The organism is Rhodococcus sp. KBS0724 (assembly GCF_005938745.2).
Lineage (GTDB): Bacteria > Actinomycetota > Actinomycetes > Mycobacteriales > Mycobacteriaceae > Rhodococcus_F.
Map to the genome: position 1 here is coordinate 6330527 of NZ_VCBX02000001.1, position 19940 is coordinate 6350466.

Genomic DNA, 19940 nt, shown 5'->3' on the forward strand with positions numbered 1-19940 from the left:
CCCACCCGGGAATCACTTCGAACAACTGCCGATTTGCCCTCGCCTGATCAGGGATGAAGCGTCCCGAATCCCACAACCGCAGAATCCGTCGTCCAATCGAGATCATGCACTCGGACCTTGCCGAACTCGTTGCCGCCGACGGTAATTGCCTTGTCCCCGTCGACGGATACAACGATGTTGGTGTGCTGGCCGGACAATCGTGAGCTGTCGTAGATCACGACGTCGCCTATGTCGGGTGTATAGCTACCGTCGTTCTCCGAGTAGGCGTCGATTCCCTGGTAATACTCCTGCAGTGTGTAAACGCCAGGAATACGCCAACTTCCGGAGTTCGGATTGGACAGCGGACGTCCGGCTTCGCGCATGATCCAGCTGACAAAATCGGCGCACCATTCCTCGTCGATGCCATCGGAATAGAAAGTGCCCGGACGTCCCTGTTCGTGCTCGGCCCGCAGGAGTTCGAGCACACGAACCTGGTCCGTAGTGAGGGCGCTCAAATCGGTAACCGGGAACTCGGCGGTATCCCAGGGAAGATATCGCGATGGTGCGACTGAAATTACGACGGCGCCAGCCACGACGACAACACCGAGAACTGCGGCAATCCACAGCATGACGCGGCGGCGTCGATTCGGTTTGTCAGCATTCACCCTTACCAGTGTGCCAGTCCGCCGCGAATGGGATCGCCGGACACGTCAACGACCTGCACATTCGTATTCATGTGCCAGCAAACTATTGCTATGGCACCAAAGTGGTGCCATAGTGATGCCATGGACTTGACACCGTACGTCGACAACCTTCGCCACGAACTCGCGGTGGCTGCCGAGGCCGGCGGAGAAGACACAAAGACACTCGCCGAACGATTGACCGCACCGCTGGAATCAGCAGTACGACTCACTCTCCTCGACGCGTTGTCCACGGCAGCAGCAGAGATCACCCGCGATCTCGCACCAGGTTCGGTGGATCTCCGCCTACGTGGGCGTGAACCCGAATTTGTTGTGACACCTGCCCTGCGCGAACCGACTCCTATCGACGCCGACGAGCAGCCGACACCGGTCCCACGCGCCATCACGGAGTCCGACGATGCCGCGATGACCCGAATAAACCTGCGACTGGGTCAAGAACTCAAGGACCGAATCGAGGCTGCCGCCCGTGAGGCCGGGATATCGGTCAACGCGTGGCTGGTCCGCTCGGCTGCGGCCGCGCTGGAAGGCGGCGCAAGCCGGAATGCTCCGAGACAACGCGCGTCTCAGGGTGCCGATACCTTCACCGGCTGGGTGCACTGACACCAGATTCACCTGCGCACCAACTTCTTTCACCAACCGAAGACAACATCGTCGGGAGTATCACCATGCCTACATTCAGCACACCGGACCCCATCACCGCGATCATCGACATCTCTGTCGGACGTATCCGGATCAGCGCAAGCGACCGCGAGGACACGGTCGTAGAAGTCTTGCCCAGCAACTCCTCTCACGATGCCGATATCCGCGTCGCCGAACAGACTCGCGTCGAATTCGCAGGTGGTCGACTACAGATCAAAACGCCGAAACAGCGCGGTCTCGGCATCTTCGGCAGAACCGGATCTGTCGACGTCTCGATTCAACTTCCCTCCGGCAGCGGGCTCGAGGGCGCAGCGGCCGTCGCAAGCCTCCACGCCACCGGCACACTCGGAAGATCTCGCGTGAAACTCTCCAGTGGCGAATGCGCACTGGACACCACCGGGCCAGTCGACATCAGCACCGGCGCAGGCGCAATCACTGTCGAGCATGTCGTAGGCGACGTCGATGCAAGCACCGGATCAGGAACAATCCGCATTCGCCGAGTTGATGGCAACGCGGTAGTCAAGAACTCCAACGGCGACATCGCTATCGGCGAGATCGCCGGCACGCTGAAGGCCAAATCGGCAAACGGTGACGTCATCGTGGAGCATGCCGAATGTGATGCAACTGCCGCAACAGCCAACGGTGACATTCGTTTGAACAGCATCGAGAGCGGAGTTGTCTCCGCGAAAACCGCTGCGGGCAAGATTCACATCGGCGTTCGATCCGGTACCGCCGCTCGATTCGACGCTCATACCTCTTTCGGTCGCGTCGACAACCAGATGACCACCACTCACGGACCGGCTGCCACCGAGCGCAGGGTGGACGTCCACGCACATACCAGCTACGGCGACATCGTCATCCGACGTTCGGAGCCTCCAAAAATCTAGTGAAAAGGAACGCTGATGACCCGCAAACCAGCTATCACCGCAACGGGCCTGACAAAGTCCTACTCCGAAAAGACGGTACTGGACGGAATCGACTTGTCCGTCGACAGTGGAACTGTCTTCGCGCTTCTCGGCCCCAATGGCGCCGGCAAGACCACCATCGTGGAAATCCTCTCGACACTCACTCCCGCCGACAGTGGCAACATCCGCATCGCGGGGTACAACCCTGCCGACGATCCCGATGCCGTGCGCGCAGTTATCGGTGTCACCGGGCAATTCTCCGCGGTGGACGACTATCTCACCGGCGCGGAGAACCTACTCCTCATGGCCGACCTTCATCATCTGAGCCGGGACGAACGTCGCACTCGCACTGACGAACTCCTGAAAAAATTCGATCTTGTCGATGCTGCCGGAAAGCTTGCTTCGGCGTACTCCGGCGGAATGCGTCGAAGACTCGATCTGGCAATGACATTGATCGGGCAGCCGGAGATCATCTTCCTGGACGAACCCACCACCGGTCTCGATCCCCGGAGCCGGCGCTCGATGTGGCAGATCATCCGCGAGCTGGTCAGTGATGGTGTCACCATTTTCCTCACGACGCAGTACCTCGAGGAAGCCGACCAATTGGCCGACCACATTGCCGTTCTCGACCACGGACGGATTGTCGCCCAAGGCACCGCAGCGGAGCTCAAACGCCACATCCCCGGCGGTCATGTTCGGCTGCACTTCTTCGACAGAAATCAATTAGATTCTGCTGCAGATATTTTCGACAATTCTTCGCGTGACGATGCCGCCTATGTTCTGCAGGTTCCCAGCGACGGCGGCGTCCGCTCATTGCGTTCTCTTCTCGACCAACTCGACGCTCATTCGATCGACGTCAAGGAACTCTCGGTCCACACCCCGGATCTGGACGATGTGTTCCTGGCGCTCACAGGCACCGAAAGGACCGACGCGCGATGACCACCATGACGCTTGCCTATCTGGACTCGAAGACCATGCTGCGCCGTAGCATTCGACATATTCTGCGATATCCGTCGATGACGGTGATGCTCGTCGGGATGCCTGTCGTCTTCCTGTTGCTGTTCGTCTACGTTCTGGGCGGAACACTCGGAAATGGCCTCGGCCCAGGCGGTGGTGGCCGAGCAGAGTACGTCAACTACGTTGCACCGGCGATCATTCTGATGACGGTGGCATCAGCAGCACAAGGCACGGCGATCTCCGTCGCCACCGACATGACCGCGGGGATCATCGCACGATTCCGCACCATGGCAATCACCCGCACGTCCGTGCTGACCGGCCACGTTCTCGGCAGCCTACTGCAGACGATCGTCAGTCTCGTTGTCGTCATCGCGGTGGCAATCGCCGTGGGTTTCCGTCCGACCGCCGGCGTCGTCGAGTGGATTGCGACCTTCGCGCTCCTCATCTTGGTCGCCATTGCCATGATCTGGCTGTCCGTCGCCTTCGGGCTCGTCAGCAAGAGCGTCGAGACCGCAAGCAATCTTCCGATGGTGTTGATCCTCTTGCCCTTCCTGGGAAGCGGATTCGTTCCCACCGACTCGATGCCGACCGTACTTCGATGGTTTGCCGAGTATCAGCCGTTCACCCCAATAATCGAGACACTTCGGGGATTACTTCTCGGTGAGCCCATCGGGAACAATGCAATCCTCGCAGTCGGGTGGTGCGTCGCGATCACCTTCCTCTCCTACCTCTGGGCACGGAGTTTGTTCAACCGACGCCCGGTGCGCTGACCTCGAAACACACGATCTTCGAGAACGGGCACGGTATCGCTGTCGTCGAGTTCAGAGGCGATGGCGACATCGTGTGGGAATCCGAGAGCGACCAACTCGCGTCCTGAAGCGCACTCGCGCAGTCGCTCCTCGTAAGAACCCGATACTGCCACCCACGCATCTGCTGCCATTCGAGCCTCCGGCGATACGGAACCGCCCCAACCAGCCGCAATCAACGCCGCGACAACAGCACCGGCGCCCCAGAGGTCCTCCACCGCCGGGCGTAATTCTCCACCGGGCCACTTCTCCCCGGACGCAACAATCGCCACACGGGATCGTGAACCAAGCTGGTGCACAATCCAATCGGCAACTGCAGATGCGTTCCGCAACGAAGCACCCACACAGATCGGGGCCACGGCAGCCAGAGCGAACGCTATCGTCGACCCGTTCGGGGACGGCAATACCAACCGTCCTGGACTTTCCGATTCGCGAATCGATTTGGGAGACAAACTGATCTGGCCGTCAGTTGCCACACTCCGTCGCACAGCAAGAACCGCGTCGACGTCACGGGAGTACTCGAATGCACTCTCGTCGTACCAGGAATACGGAAAGACCTCGATTCCCGCATCCGCAGCAACACTCAGAGTGGTCGTGAACGAAAGAACATCGACCACAACGGCCACATCGACATCGGTGGTGATCGCTTCGGCGCCCGGGAGACCCCAATCGAATCGCAGGCCGTACTCGCGTTGACGATGCTCGGAATTCATGGCACCAGGATCTCAGAAAGGAGGCAACGACGCTGCGACAAGAATTCCTCGACTATGGTTAGGGTACCCATATTATCTTGAAGGACGAGGTTGCTGTGAACCCCATGTTGAGCCGCCGTGCCATGTTGTCCGTCACGTTCGCCACTGCCGCAGGTTTTGTCCTTGCGGCTTGCGGTGACAATTCGAATGAAGAGTCCGCCGCCGGCGCCCCGGGTGGGCACGCCGAACCGAACGCCTTCCCGGTCACGATCGATCACAAGTTCGGGTCCACGACCATCGAGCAGGCCCCCAGTCGCATCGCCGCTGTCGGTATCGGCGACGCGGATGTCCTGCTCTCCCTCGGTCTGACACCCGTGCTGGTTCCGGTGTGGAAGGGCTCGACCGATGACGGAATCGGCGTCTGGGCCGACTCGGCCGTTCAGGGCGCCGAGCCGACACCATTGGCCAATGCCACCACCGAGTTCGATATCGAGACGATTATCGCTTCGGCTCCGGACTTGATCATCGCGGTCAACAACGCAATCGACGAAGACCTGTACAAGCAGCTCAGCGCAATCGCACCGACAGTGCTGCACGCTGCCGATCAGACCGATTGGGTGCTGCCATGGCAGGAAGTGACGACCCGCATCGGCACAGCTGTCGGCCTTCCCGCACAAGCCGAGCAGGAAGTGCAGGACCTCGAGGATCTGATCGTTCGCACCCGTACGGAGAACCCACAATTCGAAGGCAAGACAGCAGCACTCGTCATTCGGTGGAGTGACGGCAATCTGCGAGCGTTCAGCCCCGAAGCCGCGCGGGCCCAGTTGCTCACTCAGTTGGGGTTCACAGCGCCTGCCGCACTGAAGGATCGTTTTGCGGGCAAGTTGAACTACGAGATCTCCGCCGAGAACTACGACCTCCTCGAATGCGATTACCTACTTTTCGACAACTACGAGAAGGCCCGCCCCGAGATGGAGTCGCAGGCTGCGTTCACCAACCTGAACGTTGTGAAGTCCGGCGGCCTGATCAGCTTGGACCCCATCGTCAGTGATGCGGTGTCCATGCCGAATCCGCTCACCATTCCGTTTGTCCTGGAGGATTTTGTCGCGAAGATCAATCAGACGATCGCGGCTCGATAACCTTCGTTCGACCTGACCACACCCACAACGCCACAGCCGAGACGGCCACGCAGACCGACACGATCACCCACGGTGACGCCGGCGCTGCGTGGCCGTTGTCGACGAGGTCGTACACAACACCGACTCCCACGGTTCCCAGCAAAGCAAGCAAGCCACCGATCGTGTTGAGCATGCCGAAATGCGCACCGAGGTTACTTTCACGACCGAGGATCGCGATGGTGTCGCGCATCGGCGGCACCATCAGCATCTGGCCCAAGTGAAGTAGGCCGATCCAGAGCGCCAGCCCCACGATCTGCGTCGACGCAGATGCCTGGGTGCTCACACCGGTCGCCAGCGGCACCAGAAACGAACCGGAAATCAACACCAATCCGAAGGTGATTGCCCGGCGATGTCCGATGCGATGAGCCACCGCTACAGTCGGCCCCTGACCCACTATCACCAATACCGCAGCACCCACATAGAACCACCCGAGCGCAGACTGCGAACCGACTCCACGCTCGAGTTGTTCAGGAAGCATCAGATACAGCTGGCTGTATGCAACGAGCTGAAAACTGCAGAGTGTTGCGAAGAGCAGAAAGTTGTTGTTGGTCAGGACGCTTCGCCATACATCGCGCAGCGTGTACGTCGAGACCGGACCCCCGTCTGCATCGCCCGGACGGGGGAACCAAACGTAGAACCCCACCCACATGATCGCGAACAGAAGCGCCGCAGCGGACGCCGTCCACGAAAACGGAAACACCAGCAGTGCTGCGCCGAGCGCCGGCCCGATCACGGTACCCAGTCGACTGCACATCTGTTCCACGGCAAACAGATCGGTACGACGCATGACTCCTGACACCTCGAGTTCGCGGCCGTACTCGGCGTTGGCCGACTCCACCGCGGGTGCAAAGAGCGCAGCCGCAAAGCCCACCAGGAGTATTCCGGTGATCACGCCGACCATGCTCTCGGCCAATCCGAGCATGAGAAAGCCGACTACCCGAACGGCGATGCCCAACAGGATGATCGGACGCTTGCCAAATCGGTCGGCAAGGCTTCCTCCGATGAAGAACATGCCCTGCTGGCTGAACATGCGCAGCCCGAGTACCAAGCCGACAATCCAGGCCGCAAATCCGAGATCTTCGGAGAGGTGCACCGCAAGAAACGGGACAACCAGATAGAACCCTATGTTGAACAGCACCATCGAGAGGAGGAGCAGTTTCACAACGGGCGGTAGAACACGAACCTTCGCAAAGGTCTTACTACCCGGGAAACGCGTACTGAGCACCACAACCGACAACACTATGGCCCGTGCGTGCCCCAGCGGAAATTACGTGCCGTTCAGAGAACCACCAAGTCTGTTCAGCGCTTCCACCATCGCTCCGTTGAAACCACCCCCACCGTGACCGGCGTCGCCCTGCACTACCAACTCACTACTCGGCCAACTCTTGTGGATGGCCCAGGCAGTATCAAGCGGACCGGAGACGTCGTAACGACCGTGTACGAGAATCGCGGGAATCTCCGCAAGACGAGTCATTCCGTCCATGATCTGATTCGGCACCAGGAAACAATCGTGGCTCCAGTAATGTGTCACCAATCGCGTGAACACGCGACGAAACTCCGGGTTCTCGTATCGCACACTGGGCGTCCAGCCTGGCATCAACGACACGTGGACGTCCTCCCACCGGCACCATTGCACCGCTGCATTCTCCCGCACAACAGGATTCGGATCCGCAAGCAACCGCGCATATGCCGCAGCGATGTTTCCCTCACGCTCATCCATCGGCACCGGTTCGATGAACTCTTCCCATTCGCGGGGGAAGACTCGGCGCATGCTTCGGGTAATCCACTCGATTTCGGCGTGGGTACCGCCGGTGATCGCACCCAATGCCATCGCGATCACACGTTCGGGAAACGCCTGCGCGTACACCAACCCCAAACTCACACCCCAGGAAAGGCCGGTGACGATCCACCGATCGATACCAAGATGCTCACGCAGTCGCTCGATGTCATCGAGGATGTGCGCGGTGGTGTTCACGGTGAGGTCGACGTCAGGGCCGTCCGCGAGTGGACGACTACGCCCACAACCACGTTGATCGAACAGCACCGCACGGAACCTCGTCGGATCGAAGTAGCGCCGCGCCCCCAACGTGCATCCCGATCCAGGGCCGCCGTGAAGATACACAACCGGAATTCCCGACGGATTTCCGACGCTCTCCCAATACAGAATGTGACCGTCCGAGGCATCGAGCATCCCCGACTCGTACGGATCCACCGGAGGATACAACCGAGCATTCATGGACCGATCCTGTCATGCGAACACTCGTTGGCGGACATGGCCTTTCCGAAAATATTGTGGGTCAGCACAACTCGATGACCCGCCGGGCAGGATGTTTCACCCTCCGATCTGGGGGATATGCAGGAAGTACGGCCGACAGCTGGAGAACTCATGAGAAGAACGATCGCAGCAATCATCGTCGCAGGAGCCCTCGTGTCCCTTCCTGCCTGCGGAAACAACGACGCGAACACAGACAACGGGACCAGCGTCACCGCCGAATCGACGACGGCATCGTCCACGAAATCGACAACAGTTCGCAGCAGCTCCGTCACCTCCACCGCCGACCTGGGAATGATCGACCAGGCAAAACTGGCCGCTTTTGTTGTGGCCTTCCGCACCGCCTACCCGGATCTCGCTCAGGATCGCGAGGACGAAAGCATCCAGGAAATCGTGTTCACCTCCTGCAACGACATCGCCGCCGGTGTCAGCGAGCAGGATGTCACCGAAGAGATCCGGGATCTTGCCGCGAACAACGACACGGAAGCGACGCAGGCCCAAGCCGAACAGATCTACAAATTGGTGACACCAGCCTGTCCGTGAGGTGCATATATCGCCGGTGACCTACCGTGTGTAGGACATCGCGGCGACGGGAGCACACCACATGCGTGAAGGTTTTCGCTTACCCGGGTATGGCGGTGCAGCGGTTTTTCTGCGCAGCCACGCCGTTCCGGCTCGGACGCTCGAGACGGAGGCCCCCACACTCGTGTTCGACGTGGGACTACTCAGCCCCGACGAATACAACCAGTACCTCAACCGACCTGCCGGCGACGGATTCGTGGAACGACTTTCGGCATTTTTCTTCCACGCTGCGGCCGATTTCCACCCGGAGCGCTCACTGGATACGTTCAGCGACGAGACCCTCGGCTTGACGATCGCCGTCCGCTCCAGCACCGATCAGCGAGTCGAACTCGAATTCTCGCTAGCCGAAGACGCAACGGAATCAGATTCCGAGCGCGATGAAATGGACTTCGAGACAAGCAGAGTCGTCCTGGCCACCTCCGCTCAATCGGTGGGCCGACTCAGCGGTCGGACAAGCTCGCATTTCGACGGTGAGGCGTAGCAATGGGATTCCTGTTCGAGGTTCTCGATTTCCCCGACGGCAGCCGCATGACCGATCTGTGGAACAACACATGGGCCGACGAAGCGGTGGGTGACGAGATCGCATCGGGCCACTTCATTCACCTCGGTGACGACCAACACGTCGACGTCGAAACCAACTTCCTGAGTAGTCATCTGCCGTTCAATGTCAGCGGATTCGGCGGGGTCTTTCCCGACGGCAAGCCCTGGATGTTCATCATGCAGAAAGCACCCGCCGACATTGCTATTCTCCTTCGCGGACAGGAAGATCCGCACTCGATGCTGCGCGAGGCACTCGACCGAGCGTTGGAGTTCAACCCTGATGCCCTGGTTGCAGAAGAGATGTCCTGGCATCATGCCGATCTCGTGAACATCTACGAGGACGAAGGTGCCGCGGCCTCGTCTGTCGAAAACTGGTCGGTGGCTGATCTCTTGCGCGGACTCGTGGCTCAATGTTGCGGGGCGGACCTGACCGACATTGTCTCGGGATTCCCGAGCTGCGCTTTTCCGGACACGGTACACGCGTGCGAGGACGACGTTTTCAGCGACGTCTTTGCCCGGTGGGTAGCCGGACTGCAGTGAGTCCTACCTTCAAGGAGTCCTATTTGAGACCGGACTGCACAAATGCATCACGCACGTAGCGCTGAAGGAACAGGTAGATCAGAAAGATCGGTAAGCATGCCAGTCCCGATGCAGCCATGATTGCGCCCCAGTTGTTCCCCTCGGCACCGAGGAAACTACGGATTCCGATCTGCAGCACGGAATTCGACTGGCGCATGATGAGTGCCGGCCAGAGGTACTCGTTCCAGGCAGAGATGAACAACATGATGCCGAGCGCCGCGAGCGCAGGCTTCATGTTGGGCAGCACTACCTTCCAGAGCGTTGACCACGAGTTCTGGCCGTCGATCTGACTGGCGTCGAGTAGCTCCCGCGGAAATGCCTCCATGTGCTGCCGCATCAGCAAGACTCCGAAGGCAGAGCACAAGTTCGGGATCACGATGCCTGCAACGGTGTTGAGCAAACCCATCTGGGAGATGAGCAGATAGTTGGGGATCATCGTGACCTGAAACGGAACCAACCACGACCCGACGAACAGGAGGAACAAAGCTTGCTTGCCGAAAAAATTCCACCGTGCGAAGCCGTAAGCGGCGAGGATTGCGACCAACAGCTGGCTGACCGACATGACCAGCGCCATGGTGAACGTGTTCACCATCATCGACGCCATCGGGATCGTGTTCCACACATATCGGAAGTTCTCGAGGCTGAATGGCGCGGGTAGTGGGCTCGCGGACAGAGAATCCTCAGGGCGACGGAAGGCCGTGGCAAACAGCCAGTAGATCGGAAAAATGCTGAACACGGTTACGGCCACGAGGACAACATGCCCGATCACCCGCCTCGTTCGAGATCGAGACCGGACCGGCCCGTCACCGCTCTCGCTCCGGGAATTGAGGTGCTCCACCACCGGCGTCGCACCGGAACCATGTGCACGGCGGGGCGCGTCGACCAGAACAAATGCCATGTCAGATCCTAATTGTCGTAGAAGCTCAGTCGGTCCGACACGCGGACGAAGATGACGGCGATGATTCCGAAACCGAGGAAGAAGAGAGTCCCTGCAGCAGCTGACAGTCCGGCGTCGAAGTTCTGGAAACCGAACTGGTACAACAGGTAATAAATGTTCGTGGACGCTCCGCTCGGTCCACCCTGGGTAAGAATGTCGATGACGGGATATGCCCACTGTGCGCCCAAGAGAATCGTCATGAGGGCCAGGAAGACCAGTGTGGGAGAGAGAAGCGGCAGCGTGATCTTGCGGGTGATCGTCGCCTCGGACGCGCCGTCGAGCGACGCTGCTGAAGCATAGTCCGGATTGATTCCGGCCAGTCCGGCCGAGATGACCAGGACTCCGAAGCCGAGCAGTTGCCATCCGACGATCACGACGACACCGAGCAGTGCAAACTTCGGATCGCGAAAGATGTTGCCTATCTCCATTCCCCATGTTGCGGCGACCCGCGGGATGACGCCGCCGTCGGGGTTGAACAGCCAACGCCACACGGCGCTGCCGGCGATCGGTGTCACCAGAAAGGGGACGAAGATCAAGGCTTGATAGATCGTCTTGGAGCGTCCGGATACCCGCTTCGATACCAGCCCGATGACGATCGGCAACAACAGTGAGAACAGCGTGAAGGCGAGTGTGTAGACCACGGTGTTGCGCAGCGCCTGATGCAACTCGGGTAATGAGAGAACTCGCGTGTAATTATCCAGTCCTACAGATTCTTTGGGAACTGTGGGAACCATGTTCCACTTGTAGAAGGAGAGGTTGACGGTTTCGCCGAGCGGCTTGTAGATCCAGACGATCAACAACACCACTGCCGGCAACAGGTACAGGTAAGGCACCACACTGCGAGGTGCCCACCGGAAGCGGGCTGGGCGCGCTGCTACGGCACGCTCCGACCCGCCTTCGCTTGGAACTTCGACGAACATGTTCGCGGCTCAATTCGCCGGTGCGGTGGTGGAGCCGTACAGTTTGAACGCGGGAACCAGCTTGTCGATTGCCTCCTGAAGGTGATCAGTGCTCATTTCGTACACAGTCGCCGACTCCTCCACCGGAACTACCGTGTGCAGTACGCGATCTCGGTAGACGTGGACCATGTTGAATGCCTGCGAACCGTTTTGGCCACGCAGGATACCGGTGCCCGCCAGAACATCCTGTGTGTAGCAGGAAGCAGAGGCAACCGAGACGGGAATTCCGGCGAACGTGCAGGTGGTCGAGTAGTGCAGGTGACCACCGAGAATACCGCGGACATCGGTTCCCTCGAGTACCGCGGCCAGTTTGTTCTGATCCTTGAGTTCTACCAGAGTGAGCACATCCAGAACCGACGGAACTGGCGGATGGTGCAGCGCTAGAAGGGTTCCGTGTGGCGCCGGTACAGCAAGCACCCCTTCGAGCCAAGCGAGTTGCTCGTCACTGATCAGTCCGTGATGGAATCCGGGAACCGTGCTGTCCAACACGATGATGCGGAGGCCGTTGACGTCGACCACCGAGTCGACGGATTCCTGAGTCGGAGCGCTATCGAGAAGGCCGCTACGGAAGGCTGGGCGTGCATCGTGATTACCCATGACCCAGATAACCTGTGCACCCAGCCGTTCGGCCGCGGGTTCGACTATCCGGCGCAGACGGACGTATGCCTCGGGCTCTCCCACGTCGGCCAGATCGCCGGTGAAGACAATAGCCTCGGGGCGCTGGCCGGTCCTCTCGAGCCGTTCGAAGATGCGAGCCAAATTGGCATCGCTGTCCACGGAATCGTGGAGAAGATCACCGTCGGTGACAAAGTGAGTGTCGCTGAGATGCAGGATGTAGTGGTCGGGTTCGCCGTACTGGGACATGAGAAATTCTCCTTCGATTGTGTGTCAGTTGACCGTGTGTCAGTTGACCAGTGCAAGATGCAGGCGATCGAGTTCCTCAGAGCTCAATCCATGGGCAAGAAGGTATTCGGAGGCACTCCCATACGAGTTATCGATGGATTGCAGGCTTGCCCGCATGAGCGCAGCGGGGCTTGCCCCGACCAATTGGACGATGTCCTCCCCGCCGCCGATGCCGTACTCGCGCAACCTCACAGCCATCGCGGATGCCCAATTACCGGCCAGCATGACCTCGGAGAGCGAATAGTCTGCGACGACGTCGCGGTAATCCACACCGACGGCCGCCAGCGCAAGCGCAACGACGAGACCGGTCCTGTCCTTGCCTGCCGTGCAGTGCAGTGCACCAGGATTGGGCGATCGTCGGACTCTGCGATTACGCGCACCGCGCGAGCCAGCCGTACGCCACACCGATCAATGGCCTGTTCGTACATTGCCGCGAGGTCCAAACTTGTTTTGCGAGGGTCTATTTCATTCTCGAAGATGGGGAGATGGAACTGCCTCAGATCCAAACCCGCGAGGGCATTCGGGGCTTTGTCCAGCTCCTCCTGGTCGCGTAGGTCGATGACGAGCGCAAGCCCTCGAGCGCGGAGAACCTCGCGGTCCGCCTGGCTGAGACTGTGAAGAGCGTCCGAGCGAAAAAGTTTGTTCCACTTGGTGGTAAGCCCTCCGCGGGCGGCGTAGCCCCCGACGTCACGAAAGTTGTAGGTGCCGTTCAGGTCGAGCCGTCGATTGGCCCGTTGAACCGGAATAGCCGTTGTCATAGTTGTTCCTGATTCGGATTCTCGTTACCTGGATTTGAATTCTGATTCGTCAGCCGATCAATTCCTGAGCCCGTTGCTGCGCTGCCTGCATCGTCGACTTCGGATCCTTACCGTAGAACACGGATTCTTCGATGGCTCGAGCGAGAATGTCGTCGACCTGGACGTAACTGTTGCCGGGGTACGACTGCCAGGGCTGGATCGAGTCGAGTTGTTTGAGGTTGGGTGCCAGCAGCGGATTTTTGTCAGCCCACGGCTTGAGTGCAGCGGGATCCTGCGTCAGCGACGAACGCAGCGGCAGGTATCCGATCTTGGTAGAGATCTGGGTGTACGCGTGATCGCTGGTCATGAACTTGATCAATTCCCAAGCGGCGCGGGCCTTGACGGGGTCTTGCGAGAAGACAGACAGGACCGAACCTGAGTTCGTGGGAATCGCTGCATGCCCGTCGAAGGCAGGCATCGCGGTCGCCCGCAAGTCCCAACCTGCCTTTGCTGCGGAACTGACAAACAATCCCTGCAATGCAGACGTGTTGAGATCGATGGCGATGTCGCCCTTCGCGAACCCCTCGTACTGCGTCGCCGCATCAGCATTGACCAGGACCCCGTCTTCGTAGAGTCCCCGGAGCATGGTGACAGCCGAAACCGATCCAGGCTCACCGAATTCGATGGTTTTGCGATCATCGGAAAGCACACCGCCACCAGCCGACTTGAAGAGCGCCTGCATGCACCAGTTGCCACCCTTGACCGAACAGCTGATCCCGAGCGAGGGCTTTCCGGTCTTGGCGGTCACTGCCTTCGCAGCAGTGGCCACCTTGGTCCAGGTGGAAAGGTCGGTGTCTGCGGGGAGCCCGGCCTCGGTCAATGCAGTGGAGTTGTAGAACAACGTCGGAGTGGAGAACACATACGGAACGCCGTAGGTGTCACCATTCCAGTCGCCGAGTGTGGCAGCTCTGGGATGGAAGGGATGTTCCCCGCCGAAGTTCGCCTTGACTGCGTCCTCACCGACCAGGTCGTCGAGATTTCTCGCTTTCAGAGCTGTGACGGCGAAATCGAGTGTGTCGAAAGTTAATTGAGCGACATCGGGCGGCGACCCGGCGAGCATTTGTGTCTGCACGCTGCTTGCGGTGCCCGAACCGGCCGCACCACCGCTCTGCGGAGGTTGCGCCTTGACGTGAATGTTCGGATGCGCAGCCTCGAAGTCGGAGACGAGACCAGTGATGGTGTCTGTCCACAAACCGGCCTGGGCAAGGTTATACGACTCGAAGACGATGTCGACCTGCTGGTTCGGGTCGAGTTCCGGTACCTGCGCCGCAGAATCGGAGCCGCCGGCGGTAGCGCCTCCCGTGGCACATCCGGCAAGGGCGAGGGTCGCCGCCAAAGCCGTGGCGATCTTCCATCGTGATTTGCGCATGACAAAGCTCCTCGTAGTGAAATGCTGCATGAAGGGACGGGTTGGAGGTTCAGCCGAAGACGGATGAATCGAGATCCAATGCTGCTGGTATGTCCAGCCATTCGAGCCGGCGCCCGCTGGCTCGATCGAAGAGATGAAGGTGACGCAGGGCGGCGGACAGCACCGCAGAGTGCCCTTCGCGAAGGGCGATCGGTCGCGGAGCGCGCACGCAGATCGTGGTCGACCCGACCTGGCAGTAGGCCACCTGCTCGCTTCCGAGGTTCTCGACCGAGGTGACATCGACCGTGATGCGCGCACCGGTACCGGAATCGACACCCGGTTGCGCCGGTGTGAGGTGTTCCGGACGGATCCCGAGTACGACGTCACGCGATTCGGACTCACCTGGCCACAGCGACGCTTCGATTCCTTCAGCCGACACCATCACACGGCCGTCGTTCGAGAATGCCTTTGCTTCAATAAGATTCATTGCGGGCCTACCTAGGAACCCTGCGACGAACACTGATGCCGGACGATCGTAGACATCCTCGGGGGTGCCGAGTTGCTCGAGCCTGCCGTTGTCGAGCAGCGCGATACGCGTCGCCATTGTCATTGCCTCGACCTGGTCGTGGGTGACGTAGACGAATGTGGCACCCAGCCGCCGGTGAAGGTCGGTGAGTTCACGACGGGTCGCTGTTCGGAGCTTCGCGTCAAGGTTCGAGAGTGGCTCGTCCATCAAGAACGCCTTCGGATTTCGGACGATCGCTCGACCGACCGCAACGCGCTGGCGCTGACCGCCCGACAGTTCCTTCGGCTTACGCTCCAACAGATGTGCGATCTCGAGTTGTTGTGCCACCTCTTCGACGCGCGCCACTGCCGAAGCCTTGTCGATCTTCTTGACTTTCAGGGGAAACGCGAGGTTCTTTGCGACGGAAAGGTGCGGGTAAAGGGCATAGTTCTGGAACACCATTGCGACATCGCGCCGACGAGCGGGAGCACTGGTGATGTCTTCGTCGTCGAGCAATATTCGGCCACTGGTCGGCTCGAGGAGGCCGGCGAGCATCCTCAGCAAGGTCGTTTTCCCGCAGCCGCTCGGTCCGAGAAGGACCAGGAAATCGCCGTCACGAACATCAATGTCGATGTTGTCGACTGCGGTGACATCTGCGAACTTCCGACTCAGATTCTCTATTCGAATCCTGCCCATTGGCTTCTCCCGATGAAATGACGTTACCCAATCACATCGAATTGGGGATTTTCGTTACATCGAAAGTTAGCCACCAGAAGATGAACGGCGGTCGAACGCCGTCGAAATAGTCCGTAATTCTCAGGGCAACGATTCGGGTCGAAATGTGGGACGAATCCGAACCTCAGCCAGCGGAACCATGATTGAGGACGCCGAACACCTGCTCGAGGGACCGAGCTGCAGCTTGGGCAGATCCGCCGCGGCGTTCACTCACCGCAATCTGGAGTCCTATCAAGAAGGTCAGCTGGACTACCGTTGCCGACGCGCCGTGTGCGCTCCACGGGCCCGACCCACCCCCGAGAACCAGGCCAACGTCCGCCAGTTCCATCAGCGGCGAACGCGCATACCCGGTCACGCCGATTACGGTTGCACCGGCCTCTTTTGCGGCTTCGGCAGGCTGGAGCGTCAACGAGTTGAGCCCACTGTCACTGATCGCCAGACAGACATCACGCGAGGTGAGGTGCCGGGCAATGAGTTGCTGCATCACTGCATCAGTGGGCGCTTCGACGGTGCGTCCATACAAAGTGAACCGAACAGCCACTGTCGATGCCGACGGCCCGGACACTCCGTTTCCCACAACAAGCACGCGGTCGGCGTTAGCGATGGCGTCGACGGCCCGGTCGAAAGCACCGTGATCCAAAGGTGCGAGCGCTCCGCCGAGATCGGTCGCCACTTCGTCGAATACGGCGCGCAGCAGTCCGTTGCCGCCCTTGGGGTGCGACGAACCCGGCACCCGCGATTCGGCTGCACCCAAGTCTCTCAACAGCAGCATGCGCAGATGCTGGAAGCCTTTGAATCCGAGATTCTGACAGGCTCGAATGACTGTGGCTGTCGACGTGGACGCATGCTCGGCCACATCTGCCGCCGACCACCAGGCAAACTCCTTCGGCCTGGCGATGCAGATGTCAGCGACGCGCCGCTCACTCGGGCCGAGCGAGGGGGCAAGAGCGCGAATGGTCGAAAGAGTGGCACCTACAGGGGGATCGGTCTGCAACTTACTCATCTGCACTGGATAACACATCAACGTGAACATGCACAGGTGCAAACCAACCTTCCCACTCCGCCGCCTGGAGCCGGAGATGTGACGGACGAGACTGCCAGTCGCAATATTTCGGAGTACGCTCATTAATGAGCATGATCCGAAAAGGGCGAAGGAGGTGAGCGAATGCGAGAACTTGGGCGTCGCGAACGCAACAAGCTCGAGAAGCAGACACGCATCTTCGACGCCGCGGCTGAACTGTTCGCAGAAAAGGGCTACAGCGCGGTCACAACACAAGAGATCGCCGACCGCGCCGATGTAGCCGGCGGCACACTCTTTCGTTACGCCGCAAGCAAAGCCGAGTTACTCCTCATGGTGTACAACGCGGAGTACCGCAAGCAGATCGAACTGGGAGAAGAGCGTGAGGCCAAGTCGACGGGCACAGAAGACCGTGTGCTCGAGCTTGTTTCACCCCTGCTGATCGCAAGTCGCCGAAACGACGAGAACACCGGCATCTACCAACGCGAAGTGCTGTTCGGCGAGCCCAGCGAATGTTTCCGGGCCGAAGGCCTCGAACTCTCGCAACGCCTGCAAACGCGGATTGCACAAATCCTGCACGAGGGTCACCCCCACCACCCCACCCGAACCACCACTGCAGCGCGAACGATTTCCAACGTGCTGCACTTCGAAATAGCCCGCGCGGCATTGGACCGGATCACGGCAGACGAGCTCACGAACATCGTTGCCGCACAGGTCCGATTGACCCTTGCCGGACTACCCACCTAAAAGGATTGAGGATCGAAAATGACTGAACTGAAGCAGATCACCGTTCTGGGTACCGGAGTTCTCGGCTCGCAGATCGCCTACCAGACCGCCTACCACGGCTTCGACGTCGTCGCGTACGACATCAATGCGGAGGTCATCGAGAAGGCCAAGACTCGGTTCGATTCGTTGGCCGCGGCCTACAAGGCCGAGAACGTCACGGGCGCCAAGGACGGCAAGGCCGACGAAGCGCTGCAACGGATTACGTACTCGTACGATCTCACCGAAGCCGTCGCCAAGGCCGATCTGATCATCGAGGCAATTCCCGAGGACATCGCCATCAAGCGCGACACCTACGAGAAGCTCGCCGCAGTAGCCCCTGAGCACACGGTGTTCGCCACCAACTCCTCGACGCTTCTGCCGAGCGACCTCAAGGAGTTCACCGGCCGCCCCGAGAAGTTCCTCGCACTGCACTTCGCAAATCACGTGTGGGTCAACAACACTGCCGAGGTCATGGGCACCGAGTCCACCGACCCCGCTGTGTACCGTGAGGTCGTCGAGTTCGCGAAGAACATCGGCATGGTGCCGATCGAACTCAAGAAGGAGAAGGCGGGCTATGTACTCAACTCGCTCCTGATCCCGCTCCTCAACGCGGCCTCCGACCTGCTGATCGACGGCATCGCCGATCCCGACATGGTCGACAAGACGTGGCGTATCGGCACCGGAGCCCCGTTCGGCCCCTTCCAGATCATGGACGTCGTCGGGTTGACCACCGTCTACAACATCTCCTCCCAGGGCGGCGAGAAGCAGCGCGAATTCGCCGACTACATCAAGAAGAACTACATCGACGAAGGCAAGCTCGGCGTTGCTGTCGGCGAGGGCTTCTACAACTACAAGGGCTGACCGACTGCAGGGCTGACCGACTTACCGGCTCAACGCGCGGTGGCTACGACGTGAATTCACGTGGTAGCCACCGCGCGGACGTCTGTTGTCAGTACGTCCGAAACCACCCTGAGCGATTGTGACGCAAGCTTCTTCACGTGCGAACCCACCCTCAGGAGAGATCCCTACATGCGTCGTTCTGCCATCTCGGCTCTCACAACACTGGCACTGCTCGGCGCCGGAACATTGGCCGGCACACCCGCCGTCGCCGCTCCACTCGTGTGTGGTGGCATCTCCACGGGTTCATTCTCCGGCTCTGCCGGCGACTCGGAGTACCTGTGCGCCAAGGAAGGTGACCTCCTCGACGTCCGCATCGGCGACGTTCACGCGACGCAACCTTCGCTCGGATACGACGAGGTGTACTACAAGCTCGGGCGATACACGCTCGGAAAAGACGAGATCAACAAGAAATTCGACGACTGGTGCGAAGCCAACGGTCAGGTCGAGGCCGCGACCGCCACTCCGGCCTCGACGCTGAAGGACCCGTCGTCCTTCACCTGCCAGATCCCGGTGGGTCAGGAAACCGCCGAGAGCATCGCGCCCATGAAGACCGTGGTCGTCGGCCCCCGCGGCGATCTCTACCTGACCGACGGGCACCACACCCTCACGTCGTTCTACGAGACGGCAGACGGTGGCCCGGACATGCACGTTCGGCTACGTGTGCTTGGCAACCTCAGCGGTCTGAGTGAGTCGGCATTCTGGGCCGAGATGGAGAAGAACAAGTGGGTATGGACGCGCGACGTCGACGGCAACCAGGTTTCGGTGCAGTCCTTGCCCAAGGGTGTCGGCCTCGCCAACTTCGCTGACGACAAGTACCGGAGCCTCCTGTACTTCGCCCGCGACATCGGATTCACTCCCGGCTCGATCCCGTTCCAGGAGTTCTACTGGGGCGCCTGGGTCCGCGATGCCACACCGGTCGATCTGAGCGGCTGGAACAACAATGACCTGGCAAGTTACCTGAGCACCGTCAAGTCCGTGTCACAGGCTCAGACCGCGTTGGCCGGCAACACGGTCGTCGACAGCGGCTTCACCGCCACCGATCTAGGCGTACTGACCGCCTGGAACGACGGGAAGGCGGAGTCGAAGGGCGAGTTTGCCAAACTCTCGAAGCCGTACTCGGATGAGAAGCCAGGCAAGATCGCGTATTCACTGGCCTACAAAGCAACCCTCTGACCTGCGGCGATCAATTTCACACGGATGAAACTTGACTAAGGTAAGGCTTCACTCAGTATTCTGATCCCAT

General features: G+C 59.9%; 23 protein-coding genes. 11 read left to right on the plus strand and 12 right to left on the minus strand.

What is annotated here, in order from left to right; all coding sequences use genetic code 11:
• Positions 1-47 precede the first annotated feature (47 nt).
• Positions 48-644, minus strand: coding sequence for a CHAP domain-containing protein (locus FFI94_RS29210; protein WP_397495523.1), 597 nt, complete (start codon positions 642-644; stop codon positions 48-50).
• A 120-nt stretch (positions 645-764) separates the two neighbouring features.
• Between FFI94_RS29210 and FFI94_RS29215 the strand changes: the two genes are divergently transcribed.
• The 4 genes from FFI94_RS29215 to FFI94_RS29230 all read left to right on the plus strand — a co-directional run bounded on the left by FFI94_RS29215 (position 765) and on the right by FFI94_RS29230 (position 3951).
• Positions 765-1280: a toxin-antitoxin system HicB family antitoxin gene (locus tag FFI94_RS29215; protein ID WP_138870907.1), complete on the plus strand. Its 516-nt coding sequence runs from the start codon at positions 765-767 to the stop codon at positions 1278-1280.
• A gap of 65 nt (positions 1281-1345) precedes the next feature.
• Positions 1346-2206, plus strand: a complete 861-nt coding sequence (locus FFI94_RS29220; protein ID WP_138870908.1) for a DUF4097 family beta strand repeat-containing protein — start codon at positions 1346-1348, stop codon at positions 2204-2206.
• A 15-nt stretch (positions 2207-2221) separates the two neighbouring features.
• On the plus strand, positions 2222-3163 hold the full coding sequence (locus tag FFI94_RS29225; RefSeq protein ID WP_138870909.1) for an ATP-binding cassette domain-containing protein: 942 nt from the start codon (positions 2222-2224) through the stop codon (positions 3161-3163).
• Complete coding sequence (locus tag FFI94_RS29230) at positions 3160-3951, plus strand: ABC transporter permease (protein ID WP_138870910.1); 792 nt, start codon at positions 3160-3162, stop codon at positions 3949-3951. Before FFI94_RS29225 ends, FFI94_RS29230 begins: the two co-directional genes overlap by 4 nt.
• On the opposite strand, the gene FFI94_RS29235 is transcribed toward FFI94_RS29230, so the two are convergent.
• On the minus strand, positions 3906-4700 hold the full coding sequence (locus tag FFI94_RS29235; protein WP_138870911.1) for a 2-phosphosulfolactate phosphatase: 795 nt from the start codon (positions 4698-4700) through the stop codon (positions 3906-3908). The two genes, FFI94_RS29230 and FFI94_RS29235, sit on opposite strands and share 46 nt — an antisense overlap.
• A 104-nt stretch (positions 4701-4804) precedes the next feature.
• Between FFI94_RS29235 and FFI94_RS29240 the strand changes: the two genes are divergently transcribed.
• On the plus strand, positions 4805-5818 hold the full coding sequence (locus FFI94_RS29240) for an ABC transporter substrate-binding protein (protein ID WP_260684525.1): 1014 nt from the start codon (positions 4805-4807) through the stop codon (positions 5816-5818).
• Here FFI94_RS29240 and FFI94_RS29245 read toward each other — a convergent pair.
• Positions 5793-7085, minus strand: coding sequence for an MFS transporter (locus FFI94_RS29245; RefSeq protein ID WP_138870913.1), 1293 nt, complete (start codon positions 7083-7085; stop codon positions 5793-5795). The two genes, FFI94_RS29240 and FFI94_RS29245, sit on opposite strands and share 26 nt — an antisense overlap.
• A gap of 39 nt (positions 7086-7124) precedes the next feature.
• Positions 7125-8093, minus strand: a complete 969-nt coding sequence (gene pip, locus FFI94_RS29250; protein ID WP_138870914.1) for a prolyl aminopeptidase — start codon at positions 8091-8093, stop codon at positions 7125-7127.
• 150 nt (positions 8094-8243) lie between these two features.
• Here pip and FFI94_RS29255 point away from each other — a divergent pair, with 150 nt between their 5' ends.
• From FFI94_RS29255 to FFI94_RS29265, 3 genes are all read left to right on the plus strand, one after another.
• Positions 8244-8672: a hypothetical protein gene (locus tag FFI94_RS29255; protein ID WP_138870915.1), complete on the plus strand. Its 429-nt coding sequence runs from the start codon at positions 8244-8246 to the stop codon at positions 8670-8672.
• A 61-nt stretch (positions 8673-8733) separates the two neighbouring features.
• Complete coding sequence (locus FFI94_RS29260; protein ID WP_138870916.1) at positions 8734-9192, plus strand: hypothetical protein; 459 nt, start codon at positions 8734-8736, stop codon at positions 9190-9192.
• Between the two features lie 2 nt (positions 9193-9194).
• Positions 9195-9791: a hypothetical protein gene (locus tag FFI94_RS29265; protein ID WP_138870917.1), complete on the plus strand. Its 597-nt coding sequence runs from the start codon at positions 9195-9197 to the stop codon at positions 9789-9791.
• A 19-nt stretch (positions 9792-9810) separates the two neighbouring features.
• Here the strand turns inward: FFI94_RS29265 and FFI94_RS29270 are convergent, their stop codons facing one another.
• From FFI94_RS29270 to FFI94_RS29300, 8 genes are all read right to left on the minus strand, one after another.
• Positions 9811-10728: a carbohydrate ABC transporter permease gene (locus FFI94_RS29270; RefSeq protein ID WP_138870918.1), complete on the minus strand. Its 918-nt coding sequence runs from the start codon at positions 10726-10728 to the stop codon at positions 9811-9813.
• A gap of 8 nt (positions 10729-10736) precedes the next feature.
• Complete coding sequence (locus FFI94_RS29275; RefSeq protein ID WP_138870919.1) at positions 10737-11687, minus strand: carbohydrate ABC transporter permease; 951 nt, start codon at positions 11685-11687, stop codon at positions 10737-10739.
• A 9-nt stretch (positions 11688-11696) separates the two neighbouring features.
• Positions 11697-12590, minus strand: coding sequence for a phosphodiesterase (locus tag FFI94_RS29280; protein ID WP_138870920.1), 894 nt, complete (start codon positions 12588-12590; stop codon positions 11697-11699).
• Between the two features lie 39 nt (positions 12591-12629).
• Positions 12630-12854, minus strand: a complete 225-nt coding sequence (locus FFI94_RS34810) for a tyrosine-protein phosphatase (protein ID WP_397495524.1) — start codon at positions 12852-12854, stop codon at positions 12630-12632.
• The gene (locus FFI94_RS34655) at positions 12818-13387 is read right to left on the minus strand and encodes a tyrosine-protein phosphatase (protein WP_397495525.1); all 570 of its coding nucleotides are present in this window, start codon (positions 13385-13387) and stop codon (positions 12818-12820) included. The genes FFI94_RS34810 and FFI94_RS34655 overlap by 37 nt, the downstream gene beginning before the upstream one ends.
• Before the next feature lie 49 nt (positions 13388-13436).
• Positions 13437-14795 (minus strand): extracellular solute-binding protein, encoded by a 1359-nt coding sequence (locus FFI94_RS29290; RefSeq protein ID WP_138870921.1) that lies wholly within the window; start codon positions 14793-14795, stop codon positions 13437-13439.
• 49 nt (positions 14796-14844) lie between these two features.
• Complete coding sequence (locus tag FFI94_RS29295) at positions 14845-15975, minus strand: ABC transporter ATP-binding protein (protein ID WP_138870922.1); 1131 nt, start codon at positions 15973-15975, stop codon at positions 14845-14847.
• Between the two features lie 163 nt (positions 15976-16138).
• The gene (locus FFI94_RS29300) at positions 16139-17017 is read right to left on the minus strand and encodes a MurR/RpiR family transcriptional regulator (RefSeq protein WP_138870923.1); all 879 of its coding nucleotides are present in this window, start codon (positions 17015-17017) and stop codon (positions 16139-16141) included.
• 162 nt (positions 17018-17179) lie between these two features.
• On the opposite strand from FFI94_RS29300, the gene FFI94_RS29305 reads away from it, so the two are divergent.
• The 3 genes from FFI94_RS29305 (at position 17180) to FFI94_RS29315 (ending at position 19870) form a co-directional block, all read left to right on the plus strand.
• Entirely contained in the window at positions 17180-17779 is a 600-nt protein-coding gene (locus FFI94_RS29305; RefSeq protein WP_138870924.1) for a TetR/AcrR family transcriptional regulator, read from the plus strand.
• 18 nt (positions 17780-17797) lie between these two features.
• Positions 17798-18658 carry a 3-hydroxyacyl-CoA dehydrogenase gene (locus FFI94_RS29310; protein ID WP_138870925.1) on the plus strand — a complete coding sequence of 287 codons (861 nt, stop codon included), beginning with the start codon at positions 17798-17800 and terminating at the stop codon, positions 18656-18658.
• Between the two features lie 168 nt (positions 18659-18826).
• The gene (locus tag FFI94_RS29315; RefSeq protein ID WP_138870926.1) at positions 18827-19870 is read left to right on the plus strand and encodes a ParB/Srx family N-terminal domain-containing protein; all 1044 of its coding nucleotides are present in this window, start codon (positions 18827-18829) and stop codon (positions 19868-19870) included.
• Positions 19871-19940 lie beyond the last annotated feature (70 nt).

What these genes read in the sequence shown, in the direction of transcription:
- FFI94_RS29215 (WP_138870907.1), top strand. Translation starts at nt 765, where the DNA reads ATGGACTTGACACCGTACGTCGACAACCTTCGCCACGAACTCGCGGTG.
- FFI94_RS29220 (WP_138870908.1), top strand. Translation starts at nt 1,346, where the DNA reads ATGCCTACATTCAGCACACCGGACCCCATCACCGCGATCATCGACATC.
- FFI94_RS29225 (WP_138870909.1), top strand. Translation starts at nt 2,222, where the DNA reads ATGACCCGCAAACCAGCTATCACCGCAACGGGCCTGACAAAGTCCTAC.
- FFI94_RS29230 (WP_138870910.1), top strand. Translation starts at nt 3,160, where the DNA reads ATGACCACCATGACGCTTGCCTATCTGGACTCGAAGACCATGCTGCGC.
- FFI94_RS29235 (WP_138870911.1), bottom strand. Translation starts at nt 4,700, where the DNA reads ATGAATTCCGAGCATCGTCAACGCGAGTACGGCCTGCGATTCGATTGG.
- FFI94_RS29240 (WP_260684525.1), top strand. Translation starts at nt 4,805, where the DNA reads ATGTTGAGCCGCCGTGCCATGTTGTCCGTCACGTTCGCCACTGCCGCA.
- pip (WP_138870914.1), bottom strand. Translation starts at nt 8,093, where the DNA reads ATGAATGCTCGGTTGTATCCTCCGGTGGATCCGTACGAGTCGGGGATG.
- FFI94_RS29255 (WP_138870915.1), top strand. Translation starts at nt 8,244, where the DNA reads ATGAGAAGAACGATCGCAGCAATCATCGTCGCAGGAGCCCTCGTGTCC.
- FFI94_RS29260 (WP_138870916.1), top strand. Translation starts at nt 8,734, where the DNA reads ATGCGTGAAGGTTTTCGCTTACCCGGGTATGGCGGTGCAGCGGTTTTT.
- FFI94_RS29265 (WP_138870917.1), top strand. Translation starts at nt 9,195, where the DNA reads ATGGGATTCCTGTTCGAGGTTCTCGATTTCCCCGACGGCAGCCGCATG.
- FFI94_RS29270 (WP_138870918.1), bottom strand. Translation starts at nt 10,728, where the DNA reads ATGGCATTTGTTCTGGTCGACGCGCCCCGCCGTGCACATGGTTCCGGT.
- FFI94_RS29275 (WP_138870919.1), bottom strand. Translation starts at nt 11,687, where the DNA reads ATGTTCGTCGAAGTTCCAAGCGAAGGCGGGTCGGAGCGTGCCGTAGCA.
- FFI94_RS29280 (WP_138870920.1), bottom strand. Translation starts at nt 12,590, where the DNA reads ATGTCCCAGTACGGCGAACCCGACCACTACATCCTGCATCTCAGCGAC.
- FFI94_RS34810 (WP_397495524.1), bottom strand. Translation starts at nt 12,854, where the DNA reads ATGCTGGCCGGTAATTGGGCATCCGCGATGGCTGTGAGGTTGCGCGAG.
- FFI94_RS34655 (WP_397495525.1), bottom strand. Translation starts at nt 13,387, where the DNA reads ATGACAACGGCTATTCCGGTTCAACGGGCCAATCGACGGCTCGACCTG.
- FFI94_RS29290 (WP_138870921.1), bottom strand. Translation starts at nt 14,795, where the DNA reads ATGCGCAAATCACGATGGAAGATCGCCACGGCTTTGGCGGCGACCCTC.
- FFI94_RS29295 (WP_138870922.1), bottom strand. Translation starts at nt 15,975, where the DNA reads ATGGGCAGGATTCGAATAGAGAATCTGAGTCGGAAGTTCGCAGATGTC.
- FFI94_RS29300 (WP_138870923.1), bottom strand. Translation starts at nt 17,017, where the DNA reads ATGAGTAAGTTGCAGACCGATCCCCCTGTAGGTGCCACTCTTTCGACC.
- FFI94_RS29305 (WP_138870924.1), top strand. Translation starts at nt 17,180, where the DNA reads ATGCGAGAACTTGGGCGTCGCGAACGCAACAAGCTCGAGAAGCAGACA.
- FFI94_RS29310 (WP_138870925.1), top strand. Translation starts at nt 17,798, where the DNA reads ATGACTGAACTGAAGCAGATCACCGTTCTGGGTACCGGAGTTCTCGGC.
- FFI94_RS29315 (WP_138870926.1), top strand. Translation starts at nt 18,827, where the DNA reads ATGCGTCGTTCTGCCATCTCGGCTCTCACAACACTGGCACTGCTCGGC.